This window comes from Streptomyces sp. NPDC054834 (genome assembly GCF_053611185.1).
Genome location: NZ_JBSGZV010000032.1, coordinates 37,083 through 50,520 on the forward strand (window position 1 = coordinate 37,083; position 13,438 = coordinate 50,520).

General features: G+C 72.6%; 11 protein-coding genes. 8 read left to right on the top strand and 3 right to left on the bottom strand.

Annotated features, from left to right (window positions below; all coding sequences use genetic code 11):
• Positions 1-123: 123 nt before the first annotated feature.
• Entirely contained in the window at positions 124-3,117 is a 2,994-nt protein-coding gene (locus ACWGJM_RS33130) for a bifunctional [glutamine synthetase] adenylyltransferase/[glutamine synthetase]-adenylyl-L-tyrosine phosphorylase (RefSeq protein ID WP_453415441.1), read from the bottom strand.
• A 210-nt stretch (positions 3,118-3,327) separates the two neighbouring features.
• Between ACWGJM_RS33130 and ACWGJM_RS33135 the strand changes: the two genes are divergently transcribed.
• Positions 3,328-3,765 (top strand): VOC family protein, encoded by a 438-nt coding sequence (locus tag ACWGJM_RS33135; RefSeq protein WP_453415442.1) that lies wholly within the window; start codon positions 3,328-3,330, stop codon positions 3,763-3,765.
• Here ACWGJM_RS33135 and ACWGJM_RS33140 read toward each other — a convergent pair.
• Positions 3,753-4,643 (bottom strand): DUF72 domain-containing protein, encoded by an 891-nt coding sequence (locus tag ACWGJM_RS33140; RefSeq protein ID WP_453415443.1) that lies wholly within the window; start codon positions 4,641-4,643, stop codon positions 3,753-3,755. The genes ACWGJM_RS33135 and ACWGJM_RS33140 overlap by 13 nt on opposite strands.
• A 180-nt stretch (positions 4,644-4,823) precedes the next feature.
• On the opposite strand from ACWGJM_RS33140, the gene ACWGJM_RS33145 reads away from it, so the two are divergent.
• The 6 genes from ACWGJM_RS33145 (at position 4,824) to ACWGJM_RS33170 (ending at position 9,981) form a co-directional block, all read left to right on the top strand.
• Positions 4,824-5,720, top strand: coding sequence for an alkaline phosphatase family protein (locus tag ACWGJM_RS33145; protein ID WP_453415444.1), 897 nt, complete (start codon positions 4,824-4,826; stop codon positions 5,718-5,720).
• Between the two features lies 1 nt (position 5,721).
• Positions 5,722-6,999: an MFS transporter gene (locus ACWGJM_RS33150; protein WP_453415445.1), complete on the top strand. Its 1,278-nt coding sequence runs from the start codon at positions 5,722-5,724 to the stop codon at positions 6,997-6,999.
• Entirely contained in the window at positions 6,996-8,015 is a 1,020-nt protein-coding gene (locus ACWGJM_RS33155) for a TolB family protein (RefSeq protein ID WP_453415446.1), read from the top strand. Before ACWGJM_RS33150 ends, ACWGJM_RS33155 begins: the two co-directional genes overlap by 4 nt.
• Before the next feature lie 117 nt (positions 8,016-8,132).
• Entirely contained in the window at positions 8,133-9,008 is an 876-nt protein-coding gene (locus tag ACWGJM_RS33160; RefSeq protein WP_453415447.1) for a helix-turn-helix domain-containing protein, read from the top strand.
• Complete coding sequence (locus ACWGJM_RS33165) at positions 9,005-9,202, top strand: DUF397 domain-containing protein (RefSeq protein ID WP_453415448.1); 198 nt, start codon at positions 9,005-9,007, stop codon at positions 9,200-9,202. Before ACWGJM_RS33160 ends, ACWGJM_RS33165 begins: the two co-directional genes overlap by 4 nt.
• Before the next feature lie 47 nt (positions 9,203-9,249).
• Positions 9,250-9,981 carry a hypothetical protein gene (locus ACWGJM_RS33170; protein ID WP_453415449.1) on the top strand — a complete coding sequence of 244 codons (732 nt, stop codon included), beginning with the start codon at positions 9,250-9,252 and terminating at the stop codon, positions 9,979-9,981.
• Between the two features lie 7 nt (positions 9,982-9,988).
• Here ACWGJM_RS33170 and ACWGJM_RS33175 read toward each other — a convergent pair whose 3' ends face one another.
• On the bottom strand, positions 9,989-10,783 hold the full coding sequence (locus ACWGJM_RS33175) for an SDR family NAD(P)-dependent oxidoreductase (RefSeq protein ID WP_453415450.1): 795 nt from the start codon (positions 10,781-10,783) through the stop codon (positions 9,989-9,991).
• 263 nt (positions 10,784-11,046) lie between these two features.
• On the opposite strand from ACWGJM_RS33175, the gene ACWGJM_RS33180 reads away from it, so the two are divergent.
• Positions 11,047-13,437 (top strand): Orn/Lys/Arg family decarboxylase, encoded by a 2,391-nt coding sequence (locus ACWGJM_RS33180; protein WP_453415451.1) that lies wholly within the window; start codon positions 11,047-11,049, stop codon positions 13,435-13,437.
• Position 13,438: the final 1 nt, after the last annotated feature.

The following is a 13,438-nucleotide window of genomic DNA, read 5'->3' on the forward strand; positions in this document are numbered from 1 at the left end:
AGGCGCCGAGCCGGTGGGGGGACCGCCGGCCGCATCGCGCCCGCGCTCGCCCTTGTGGACGCCGGGCAGCGGACGGCGAGGATCGCGGGTGACGCCGCCGCTCGGGCTCGGCCCTGGGGGCGCTCAGTCCTGGTAGAACAGCTCCTCCACCACTCCCCGCGCCCTGCGGGTCGTACGGCGGTACGCGTCGAGCATGTCGCCGGCGTGCCCCGGGCCGTAGCCGAGGTAGCGGCCGACGGCGGCGAGCTCGCGGGCGTCGGAGGGGAAGGTGTCTCCGGCCCGGCCGCGGACCAGCATGACGGCGTTGCGGACGCGGGTCGCCAGCACCCACGCCTCGTCGAGGGTCGCGGCGTCCTCGGCGGAGATGAGGCCGGCGTCGCGGGCGGCGGCCAGGGCCTCACGGGTGCGGGTGGTGCGCAGGCCGGCCTCGCGCCGGCCGTGCCGCAGCTGGAGCAGTTGCACGGTCCACTCGACGTCGGACAGGCCGCCGGGGCCGAGCTTGGTGTGCAGCTTGGGGTCGGCGCCGCGCGGGAGGCGCTCGGACTCCATGCGGGCCTTCAGGCGGCGGATCTCGCGCACCGCCTCGTCGCCGAGGCCGCCCTCCGGGTAGCGCAGCGGGTCGATCAGCTCGATGAAGCGGCGGGCCAGGTCCTCGTCCCCGGCGACCGGCTCGGCCCGCAGCAGGGCGTGCGACTCCCAGGTCAGGGACCAGCGGCGGTAGTAGGCCTCGTACGACTTCAGGGTGCGCACCAGCGGGCCGGACTTGCCCTCCGGGCGCAGGTCGGCGTCGATGAGCAGGGGCGGGTCGGCGCTGGGCAGCTGGAGCAGGCGGCGCATCTCGGCGACGACCTTGTTGGCGGCGTCGGCGGCCACCCGTTCCTCCACGCCGTCCTGCGGCTCGTGCACGAAGAGCACGTCGGCGTCGGAGCCGTAGCCCAGTTCGTGGCCGCCGAAACGGCCCATGCCGATGATCGTGAAGCGGGTGGGCAGGGTGTCGCCCCAGCTCTCGCGGACCACCGCACGCAGGGTGCCGGCGAGGGTGGCCGCCGTGAGGTCGGAGACGGCGCCGCCGACCCGGTCCACCAGGGCGCCCTGGTCGGCTTCGGCCGGGTTCGCCTCGGTCCCGTAGGAGTCGACGATGTCCGCGGCGGCCGTACGGAACAGCTCTCGGCGGCGGACGCCACGGGCCGCGGTGACGCCCTGGGCGGCGTTCTCGGCGCGGCCCACGGCGGCCAGGATCTCCTGCTCCAGGTGGGCGCGTCCGCGCGGCTCCAGGCCGCCGCCGTCGCCGTCGCCGAGCAGGGCGACGGCCTCGGGGGCGCGCATCAGCAGGTCGGGGGCGAGGCGCCCGGCCGACAGCACCCGGGCGAGGTTCTCCGCCGCCGCGCCCTCGTCCCGGAGCAGCCGCAGGTACCAGGGGGTCTTGCCGAGCGCGTCGGAGACCTTGCGGAAGTTGAGCAGGCCCGCGTCGGGTTCGGCGGAGTCGGCGAACCAGCCGAGCAGTACGGGCAGCAGGGTGCGCTGGATGGCGGCCTTGCGGCTGACGCCGGAGGCGAGGGCCTCCAGGTGGCGCAGGGCGGCGGCCGGGTCGGCGTAGCCGAGGGCGACCAGGCGTTCGCGGGCCGCCTCCGGGCTGAGCCGGGCCTCGCCGGGGGCGAGCTGGGCGACGGCGTCGAGCAGGGGCCGGTAGAAGATCTTCTCGTGCAGGCGGCGCACGACGGCGGCGTGCCGCTTCCACTCCCGGGTCAGCTCGGCCACCGGGTCGGCGCGCAGCCCGAGGGAGCGGCCCAGGCGGCGCACGTCGGCCTCGTCCTCGGGGACGAGGTGGGTGCGGCGCAGCCGGTAGAGCTGGATGCGGTGCTCCATCGAGCGCAGGAAGCGGTAGGCCTCGTCGAGCTGCACGGCGTCCGCCCGGCCGACGTAGCCGCCGGCGGCGAGCGCCTGGAGGGCGTCGAGGGTGGTGCCGCTGCGCAGCGACGGGTCGGTGCGGCCGTGCACCAGCTGGAGCAGCTGTACGGCGAACTCGACGTCCCTCAGACCGCCCGGGCCCAGCTTCAGCTCGCGCTCGACCTCGGCGGCGGGGATGTTCTCCACCACGCGGCGGCGCATCTTCTGCACGTCGGCGACGAAGTTCTCGCGCTCGGCGGCCTTCCAGACCAGCGGTCCGACGGCGGCGACGTACTCCTCCCCCAGCCTCAGGTCCCCGGCCACCGGGCGGGCCTTGAGCAGGGCCTGGAACTCCCAGGTCTTGGCCCAGCGCTGGTAGTAGGCGAGGTGGCTGCTCAGCGTCCGTACCAGCGGGCCGTTCCGGCCCTCGGGGCGGAGATTGGCGTCCACCGGCCAGATCGACCCCTCGACGGTCGTCTCGGAGCAGATCCGCATCATGTGCGAGGCGAGCCGGGTGGCGGACTTGAGGGCCTTGCCCTCGTCGGCCCCGTCGGCGGCCTCACCCACGAAGATCACATCGACGTCGGAGACGTAGTTCAGCTCGTGCCCGCCGCACTTGCCCATCGCGATCACCGCGAGCCGGCACGCGGCGGCGTCGTCGGGCGCGTCGGCCTGCGCCAGGGCGAGGGCGGCGCGCAGGGTGGCGGTGGCGAGGTCGGCGAGTTCGGCGGCGGTCTCGGCGATGTCCGTGGTGCCGCACACGTCGCGGGCGGCGATGGACAGCAGGCAGCGGCGGTAGGCGACGCGCAGGGAGACGGGGTCGGTGGCCTCCGCCAGCCCGCGTTCGAACTCCTCCACCCCGGGGTGCAGGTCCCGGGGCTCGTAGGTGACCAGCGCCTCCCAGTCCCGCGGGTGCCGGGCCAGGTGGTCGGCCAGGGCGGCGGACGCGCCGAGCACGCCCAGCAGGCGGTCGCGCAGCGGCTTGGCGGCTATCACCGTGTCCAGCAGCTCCCGGCGGGCGGCCCCCGGCTGTGCCTCGAGCAGCCGTACGAGTCCCAGCAGCGCGAGGTCCGGGTCGGCGGTCGCGCCCAGCGCCTCCAGCAGCACCGGGTCGTCCCGCACGAGGGCCAGCTCGCCGCTGTCCAGCAGCCGCTCGGCGGCCGACGGATCGGTGAAACCGTGCCGCAGCAGCCGAGTGAAGGTACTGCTCCTGCGTCCCGGCCCCGTCATCCCCGGCCTCCCTCGGATCACACTCGGATCACGCTGGTACTGGCCAGAGCCTATCCGTAGACCCCGGCGGGGGCTCAGGGCCGGTGGGCCGAGTTCCGCTTCCCGGTTTCGGTGGCGCCGTGTGGCGTTTTCCGCTTCGGTGAGGGCGGGCGGTCCGGAGACGGGCCGCCGACGGTGGCAGATCCGTACGGCCGACCAGGGAGTCGTTCCATGGACATGACCCTCGAAGTGATCCTGCTGCCCGTGTCCGACGTGGACCGGGCCAAGGAGTTCTACCGGGACAAGGTGGGGTTCCACGTGGACCTCGACGGCGAGGTGATGGAGGGCGTGCGGATCGTGCAGCTGACCCCGCCCGGCTCCGGGTGTTCCATCGCGCTCGTCGACGGGCTCCAGGTGCCGACCGGAACCCCGCAGCCGGGCACGTACCACGGGCTCCAGCTGTGCGTCACGGACGCCAAGGCGGCGTACGAGGAGCTGACCGCGCGGGGCCTGGAGGTCACCGAGCCGCAGCAGTTCGCACCGCAGGACGGGGCCACCTTCATGTACTTCAAGGACCCCGACGGCAACGGCTGGTCGATCCAGGAGTACCGCAAGCGGGCCACCGAGCCGCTGCACCAGGTGCTGGCCGCACTGGCTCAGCGGCAGTAGTCGTTCGTCCGCCGGCGGATCTGGTGGGGGACCGTCGCGGCGAGCAGGTCGTGCATGGTCTCCGCCGCCCTGACCGCCGCGTCGGCGCAGCAGTTGTTGAACAGGACGTGGACACGCTCGGTGCGGTCGGCCAGGGTGCGGATGCGTGGCAGCCACTCCGCCAGTTCCCGTTCGGTGTAGGCGTGCCGGAAGCGGTCCTCCTTGGTGCCGGTGCCCCAGTGCGGGCTGCGCCCGTGGAAGCGGACGACGCAGAGGCGGGACGTGGTGGCGGGCGCGACCGGAGGCATGGAGGTGGGCAGTCCCGGGGCCGTGTCGACCGCCACGGCGGTGGCGTCCAGGTCGGTGAGGAGGTCGGCGGTGGAGCGCGCGCGGTCCCCCTGCCACCAGCCGGGGTGGCGGAACTCGACGGCGAACGGCCAGTCGCGGGCACGTTCACGGGCCGCCCGGACGATGCCCTCGGAGCGGGAACCGGGGGCGAGGGAGGGCGGGTACTGGAAGAGCAGCGTGCCGAGGCGGCCGGACTGCCGCAGGGGCTCCACCGCCTCCGCGAACCGGGCCCACACCTCGTCCAGCAGGCCCTGGTCGCGGGCGTGCCCGCGTAGGTCCGCGGGCAGCGCGGCCGGACGCGTCGGGTGTCCCGTCAGCAGGGAGAACGCCTTGACGTCGAAGACGAAGCCGGCCGGGGTGCGCTCCACCCACAGACGGCTGGTGCGGGCGCTCGGCAGGGCGTAGTACGCCGAGTCCGCCTCGACCACCGGGAACCGCTCGGCGTAGTACCGCAGCCGCCCCTCCGCGTCGCGCCGCCCCCGCGGGTACCACCCGCTCGTCACCAGTGCCCGGTCCGTCCAGGAGCACGTCCCCACCAGGATCTCCGCCATGGGCGCGTGGGTACCCAGGAGCGTGCGGGTCAGTGCGCGGGGCGGAGTCGCGGCAGCGGTCGCCGCAGCAGTTCACCCGGTTTTCATCCGCCGGGCCGGGCGGCGTGACGCGGCGGATTGTTGGCGTGCGCATGCTCTGTTCGCACCGCCAGCCCCGCTCTTCCCCCTCCGGAGGTTGATGTGTCCGGCAGTTCTGCCAAGTCCGCGTATCGCCGTGCCCGTACCGCCGTGGCGTCGGCAACCGCCTTCACCGCGGCCGCGATCGGGCTGTGGACCGGGCTCGGCGGCGGTTCCGCGCACGCCGCGAGCGCCGTTCCGACCCCCGACCACGTGGTCGTCGTGGTCTTCGAGAACCACGCCTACAGCCAGGTCATCGGCTCCTCCAGCGCCCCCTACATCAACTCGCTCAAGACCGGTGGCGCGGGCCTCACCCAGTCCTACGCCATCACCCACCCGAGCCAGCCGAACTACTTCGCCCTCTTCTCCGGCTCCACCCAGGGCATCACCGACGACAGCTGCTACACCCCCGGCTTCTCCTCGGCCGCCAACCTGGCCTCCGAGCAGCTCGCCGCGGGCCGCACCTGGGCCAGCTACAACGAGACCCTGCCCAGCCAGGGCTCGACCACGTGCAGCAGCGGCAACTACGCGCGCAAGCACAACCCGTGGTTCGGGTTCAGCAACGTACCCACCTCGTCGGCCAAGACCTTCGCGCAGTTCCCGACCGACTACTCCACCCTCCCCCAGATGTCCTTCGTGGTCCCGAACCTGTGCAGCGACATGCACGACTGCTCGGTGTCCACCGGCGACACCTGGCTGAAGAACAACCTGGGCGCCTACGCCACCTGGGCCAAGACCCACAACAGCCTCCTGGTCGTCACCTTCGACGAGGACAACCGGCTCAGCGGCAACCGCATCCCGACCGTCCTGTACGGCCAGCCGGTGACGGCCGGTTCGTCGTCCGCCACCACGTACAACCACTACGACCTGCTGCGCACCCTGGAGGACACCCAGGGCCTGACCACGCACGCGGGCAACGCGGCCTCCGCCAAGGACATCTCCGGAATCTGGGCGCCCTGAGGTGTACGTAGCGGACAGCCGCGCGAGTACCCCCGACGCGCCGGCGTCCGCGAACGGTGCCGTCCGGCTTCCGGCCGGGCGGCGCCGTGCCGCGGTCGCCCCCACGGTGCTCGCGCTGGGCACGGTCAGCCTGGTCACCGACGTGTCGTCCGAGATGGTCACGGCGGTGCTGCCGCTGTACCTGGTGACGGGCCTCGGTCTCTCCCCGCTGGGCTTCGGGCTCCTGGACGGCATCTACAACGGCTTCTCGGCGCTCGTCCGGCTGGCCGGGGGCCACCTCGCCGACCGGGGCGGGGGCCGCCACAAGTGGGTGGCGGGGCTCGGCTACGCCATCTCGGCGCTGTGCAAGCCGCTGCTGCTGCTCGCCCACACCCTCACCCCCATCGGCCTGATCCTCGCCGCCGACCGCACCGGCAAGGGCCTGCGCACCGCCCCCCGCGACGCGCTGATCTCCCTTTCGTCGACGCCGGAAACGCGCGGCCGGGCCTTCGGCGTGCACCGCGCGATGGACACGGCGGGCGCGCTGCTCGGCCCGCTGGCCGCCTTCCTGATCCTGCGGGCGACGGTGGACGGCTACGACGCGGTGTTCACGGTGAGCTTCTGCGTGGCGGTGCTGGGAGTCCTGGTGCTGGTGCTGTTCGTACCGGACGGCAGGAGTCGGTCGGCCCCGGCCGAGCGCCCGACCCTGCGGGCCGCGCTGGGATTGCTCCGCCACCGCGACCTGCGCCGCCTCACGGTGTGCGCCCTGCTGTTGGGCCTGGCCACGGTCAGCGACTCCTTCGTCTATCTGCTGCTCCAGCGCAGGCTCGGTGTGACCGACCGCTGGTTCGCGCTGCTCCCGCTGGGCACGGCGGCGGCGTTCCTGCTGCTGGCGGTGCCGCTGGGCCGGCTCGCGGACCGGGTGGGCCGCTGGTGGATCTTCCTGGCGGGCCACGGCGCGCTGCTCCTCGCGTACGCGCTGCTGCTCACGTCATGGCACGGCACGGTGCTGCCGTACGCGGTCCTCACGCTGCACGGCGCGTTCTACGCGGCCACCGACGGCGTACTCATGGCGGCGGCCTCGGACAGCGTGCCGGAGGCCCTGCGCTCCTCGGGCCTGGCCCTGGTCCAGACGGGCCAGGCACTGACCCGTTTCGCCTGCTCGCTGGGGTTCGGCGCGGCCTGGACGCTGTGGGGCGACCGTACGGCGCTGGCGGCGGCGACGGCGGCCCTCGCGGTCTGCGCGGCCTTCTCCGCGTTCTCCTTCACCCTCCGCCCGAAAGGCGCGACAACGGCATGACGGTACGGAACCGCGTCCTGGTGCTGCTCCTGGCCCTCGCCGTGCTGGCGGGGGTCGCCGCGGCCTCCATCCTCCACGCGTCGGCGCGCGCGGACCGCCGCGACCACACGCAGGCGGGCGGCCCGAAGGTCACGTCCGGGACGGTGACCCTCACGCGCCCGGGCCGCATGGTCTTCCGCAACATGGCCTGGGGCCCGCACCGCGACGAGCTGACCACGGTTCCCGCGTCCGACCCGTCCGGCCCCCGTACCGCCTCGGGCGTCAAGTGCCTGCGCTTCTACGCCGCTTCCGGCACCGGCGTATGCCTCCAGGCGGTGCACGGCCCGGTCTCGGACACGTACCGGGCGGTGATCCTGGACGCCCGCCTGAAGGTGACGGCCCATTACGACGTCCCCGGCATCCCGTCCCGGGCCAGGGTCTCGCCGTCCGGTCACTTCGCCGCCTGGACGGCCTTCGTCGGCGGTGACTCGTACGCGGGCACGAACTTCTCGACCCGCGCGGCGATCGTGGACACCCGCACGGGGAAGCTGATCCCGACCCTGGAGTCCTTCCGCATCCTCAAGGACGGCCGCGCCTACCGGGCGGCCGACGTGAACTTCTGGGGCGTGACGTTCGCGGCGGACGACCGCACCTTCTACGCGACGCTGGCGACGAAGGCAAAGACATACCTGGTCCGGGGCGACCTGAAGGCCCGCACGGTCACCACCCTCCACACCAACGTCGAATGCCCCTCCCTCTCCCCGGACGGCACCCGCATCGCCTACAAGAAGCGGGTCAAGGGCCTCCCCAAGGACGCCCCCTGGCGCCTGTACGTCCTCGACCTGCGCACGATGCGCGAAACCGCGCTCGCGGAGACCCGCAGCGTGGACGACCAGGCGGTCTGGCGGGACACCCACACAGTGGTGTACGCCCTGCCGGGCGACTACGGCGCCGACCTGTACGAGATGCCCGCGGACGGCACGGGCGAGCCGCGCCGCATCAACACGGCGGCGGTTTCGCCTGCCTACGTGGGGTGAGGCCAGGGCTGGTGTCACCCGATGGCGTGCCGAGAGGTTCGTTCACGTCACCGGGCGTCTCCTGAGTGCCTAGCGTGAGCCACGTCGCGATAGGACGCGTACGACGGAGGGGCGCGGATGTCGGTGGACGGCGAGGCGGTACGACTCAGGAGTGAGACGGACGAGCCCGGGTGGGAGGTGGACCCGGACGACGAGTGGGGCGTGGCCGTGGTCGCCACGGTGGGGCGGCAGTTGAAGCTGCGGCGGGAGGCCGTGGGGATGCGGGCGGCCGAGTTCGGGGAGGCGGTCGGGTACGGGGAGGACCTCGTCTACAAGATCGAGGGCGGAAAGCGGATCCCCCGGCCCGAGTACCTGGAGAAGGCGGACGAGGTGCTGGGGGCGGGTGGGCTGCTCGCCGCGATGAAGGAGGACGTGGCGAAGGTTCGGTATCCGAAGAAGGTCCGGGACTTGGCGAAGCTGGAGTCCCAGGCGGTGGAGCTCCTTTCCTACGGCAGTCACAACCTGCACGGGCTCGTGCAGACCGAGGAGTACGCACGCGCCCTGCTGGGCACGCGTCGGCCGGCACTGTCAGAGGACGAGCTGGAGAGGGCCGTTGCCGCCCGGATGGCCCGCAAGGTCATTTTCGAGCGGAATCCGGCCCCGGAACTGAGCTTCGTGCAGGAGGAAGTGACCCTGAGGCGGCCCGTCGGCGGCAAGATGGTGCTGCGCAGACAGCTCGAACACCTCCTGGACGTGGCGCAGTTGCGGCACGTCGAAGTCCAGGTGATGCCGACGTCACGCGGAGACCACCCCGGTACGGGAGGGCGGATCCAGGTGCTCAAGTTCGAAGACGGCACAGCGGTCGGCCGAGCCGACGACGAGTTCGGCAGCCGTCCGATCTCCGACCCCCGGCAGCTACGGATCCTCGAGCTGCGCTATGGCATCATCCGAGCCGAGGCGCTGACGGCACGAGAGTCGCTGGCCTTCGTCGAACAAGTGCTGGGGGAGACATGAACCGCGATCTGACCTGGTTCAAGAGCAGCTACAGCGACAGCAGCAATCCCAGCGACTGCGTGGAAGTCGCCGTGACCCCTGGCACGGTTCACGTCCGAGACTCCAAGCATCCCCGAGGCCCCCGACTCACCGTGACGCCCGCCGCCTGGGCCGACTTCCTGCCCCTCACGGAAGACCGTCCTACGCTGGTGTAGGGGTACCGCGGCGCAGCCGATCTCGCGGGGTGATCAAGATGCTCGACTTGTCCGCCAGGTTGAAGGACCTTCCGGTGGTACGGGGCCGGGCCCCCTGGCCGGGACACGAGTACGTCAAGGGCTGGGGCGTGTTCGGGCTGCCCTTCGACTCCGGTCACGTGCTCGCGCTGCGCGTCTTCCCGGAGAACGACTTCGGCCCGTACCGCACGCTGTGGCATCGCGACCCGGGCGGCGACTGGACGATCGACGTCGACGGGGCACGGCTGGACACGGCGTGCCCCAGGTACTACGGCGCCGCGTGCGTCCGCACGGGATACGCGCACATAGGGCTCACCTGGACCGGCCCGGCCTCGCTGCGGGTGACGATGGATTCTCCCCAGCTGGACTGGACCCTCACGGCCACCTCGACCCGGCTCCTGGACCTCCTGAACACCGTCAGCGCGGCCCTGCCGCTGTCCACCTGGCGCACTCCTGCCTTGCTCCGGGCACGGCAGCGGCTGGCCCGAGCGCTGGGGATGGGCGACATGCGCTTCAGCGGTGTCATGCCGAGCGGCCACACCGGAACGCTCATGCCCCAGCGGATCTACTTCGTCGAAAGCTCACGAGCCGTGTTCGACGGCGTCGACCTCGGCCACCCCACCCACCTGCCGGACTGCCCGCGTATCGGTGCCTCGCCCCTGCCGGCCCGCGGCGTCCTCGCCATCGGCCAGGCGGTCTGGGAGATCCGCGACCCCGCCGAGTACGAGCGCACCCGGTCCGAGACCACCCTTCAGCCCTAGTAGGCGATCACACCGTCTTGACCTGGCCACCGTCGATGGTGAACTCGGCTCCCGTGATGTTGCCGGCGAGTGGCGAGGCGAGGAAGAGAGCCAGATCGGCGACCTCGTGAGGTTCGGTGACCCGCCCGGTGGAAATGCCCATGCTCTGCGGCACGACCACATCGACGGCTTCCTGCGCGGTGGTGCCGGCCTGCGCCGCCGTCGCATCGGCGAAGCCACCCGGAGCGGTCCAGAAGGGAGTGCGGACCGGTCCTGGGGCGATCGCGTTGACCCGGACGCCTCGCGGGGCGAACTCCTCGGACAGCGACTTGGTCAGGCTGCTCAGTCCGGCCTTGGCCGCGGAGTAGTCCACGACCATGGGGAAGGGCAGGCGTGCGTTGATGGAGCTGATGTTGATGATGGAGCCCCCGTCCGCGTCCAGCAGATGAGGAAGCGCCGCGCGGCTGGTCCGGACCGCGCTGAACAGGGTCATGTTGAAGATCCGCTGCCACTCGGCGTCGTCGATGTCGAGGAAGCTCGGACGGGATGTCGCGGCCCCCAGGTTGTTGACCAGGACGGCGACCCCGCCGTACTGCTCCACCGCGAGCCGGACGAGCGTGCCCGGCCCTTCCCCGGTGGACAGATCGACCGGGACCGCGGTGACGCCGTGGTTCTCGTGGAGCGCCTGGAGCTCGGGAGTGACGCTCCGGCTGCCGGCGACGACGTGTGCGCCTTCCCTGGCGAACGCATCGGCGATGGCAAGGCCGATGCCCTTGCTCGCCCCGGTGACGACGGCGACCTTGTCCTTGAGCTGGAGATCCATGGCACTGCCTCTCCGAGTCGGTCACCGCATATGTCGAGCGTACGCGGAAGCGGCGCCCCCGGCTCGGGCGAGCAGTCGACCTCGACAACCCACCCCGCGGTCCCCCCGGCGTACACAGGACCCGTGGGCTAGCCGACGCGCAGGTCAACACACGGACAGCGGTTTCCGTCCTCGGGGTGGTTTGCCGCTCGGCCCGCCGTCGCCGGCACCGGTGCCGCCGGACACTCGGCCGGGGGCGGCGCGGGCCGCCGGAAGGGGGCGGCATGGCCGAGCACAGGATCCTGGTCGCGGTACGGGAGCACCAGCGGGACGAGGGCGCCGGGGCCGAGCAGTTGCGGAAGATCCGGGACGCGATCGAGGCGGGCGGCTTCGAGGTCCGCTGGGCGGTCACCGCCGCCGACGCGGAGGCGGTGCTGCGCACCGAGGCCGGCCTGGCCGCGGCGCTGGTGGCCTGGGACCTTCCCGGGGACGGCGGCCCTGAGGGCACTCCCGGCGGGGCCGCCGTCCTGCGCCGGATCGGCCGCCGGTTCCAGAACCTGCCGGTGTTCCTGGTCATGGCGGACGAGGGCGTGCGGGATCTGCCGCTGTGGGTGTCGGAGTCGGTGGTCGGCTACGTCTGGCCGCTGGAGGACACCCCGGGCTTCATCGCGGGCCGGGTCACGACCGCCGCCCGCGCCTACCGGGAGGCGGTCCTGCCGCCCTTCTTCCGGGCGCTGCGCCGCTTCGACGACGCGCACGAGTACTCCTGGCACACGCCGGCCCACTCCGGCGGTGTCGCGTTCCTGAAGTCGCCCGCGGGACGGGCGTTCCACGACTACTTCGGCGAGCGTCTGCTGCGCAGCGACCTGTCGATCTCGGTCGAGGAGCTCGGCTCGCTGTTCGAGCACACGGGCCCGATCGGCGAGGCGGAGCGGAACGCCGCGCGGGTCTTCGGCGCCGACCTCACCTACTTCGTGCTGCACGGCGACTCCACCTGCAACCGGCTGGTCGGTCACTTCAGCGTCACGCGCGACGAGATCGCGCTGGTGGACCGCAACTGCCACAAGTCGGTGCTGCACGGCCTGGTCGTCTCCGGCGCCCGCCCGGTCTACCTGGTCCCCACCCGCAACGGCTACGGCCTGGCCGGCCCGCTGCCCCCGGCGGAGCTCGAGGAGGAGGCGATCGCGGCCCGGATCGCCGCCAACCCGCTCGCCCGGGACGCCGTCTCGCCGCTCGCGCAGTACGCGGTGTTCACCAACTCCACCTATGACGGCCTGTGTTACGACGCGGTGGCAACCGCCCGGGCGTTCGCGCCCAGCACGCCCCGCCTCCACTTCGACGAGGCCTGGTTCGCGTACGCCCGCTTCCACCCCCTCTACGCGGGCCGCTACGGCATGTCGGTGGACGAGGGCACCTTCCCGGGCTCGGACCGGCCCACCGTCTTCGCGACCCAGTCCACCCACAAGCTGCTGGCCGCGCTCTCGCAGAGCGCCATGGTGCACGTCCGGCCCGCGCCCCGGGCACCGGTGGAGCACGACCGGTTCAACGAGGCGCTGATGATGCACGGCACCACGTCCCCGCTGTATCCGATGATCGCCTCGCTGGACGTGGCCACCGCCATGATGGACGGGCCGCAGGGCCGTTGGCTGGTCGACGAGGCGGTGACCGAGGCGGTCCGGTTCCGCCAGGAGATGGTGCGCGTCGGACGGCGCATCGAGGCGGCCGGGGACCGGCCTCCGTGGTTCTTCGGCGTGTGGCAGCCCGAGACGGTGACGGACCCGGCGAGCGGCAAGCGCCTCCCCTTCGACGAGGCACCGGCCGAGCTGCTGAGCACCGAACCCTCCTGCTGGACCCTGGAGCCGGGCGCCGACTGGCACGGCTTCCCCGGGCTGAGCGAGGGCCACTGCATGCTGGACCCGATCAAGGTCACCCTGACCTGCCCGGGCATCAGCGCCACCGGCGTGGTGGCGGACACCGGCATCCCGGCCCGCGTCCTGACCGCCTACCTGGCCACCCGCAACATCGTCGTGGAGAAGACGGACAGCTACACCACGCTGGTGCTGTTCTCGATGGGCATCACCAAGGGCAAGTGGGGCACGCTGCTGGACGCCCTGATGGACTTCAAGGCGCTGTACGACGGCGCGGCGCGGCTCGACCGCGTACTTCCCGCGCTCACCGCCGCGCACGGCCGGCGGTACGCCGACCTGACGCTGCCCGAGTTGTGCCAGGAGATGCACGACCATCTGCGCTCGGTCCGCCTGGTGGAGCTGCTGGACACCGCCTTCCAGCGGCTGCCGGAGCCGGTGGCCCCACCCCAGCTCTGCTACCAGCGGCTGGTGCGCGGCGGCACCGAGCGCGTCCGGCTGGCCGAGGCGGCGGACCGGGTCGCGGCCGCCATGGTCACCGTCACCCCACCGGGCATCCCGGTCCTGATGCCGGGCGAGAGCACCGGCGCCCCCGACGGCCCTCTGCTGCGCTACCTCGCCGCCCTGGAGTCCTTCGACCGCCGCTTCCCGGGCTTCGGCAGCGAGACCCACGGCGTGACCGTCGACGAGGACACCGGCGACTACCTGATCGAGTGCCTGCGCCCGGAGGAGGCCGGGGCTCCGGGAACACGCCGTGCCTCCACTCCGGCCCAGCGCCGCGGCCCCGAGCCGGCCCGCCCGCTCCGCTGAG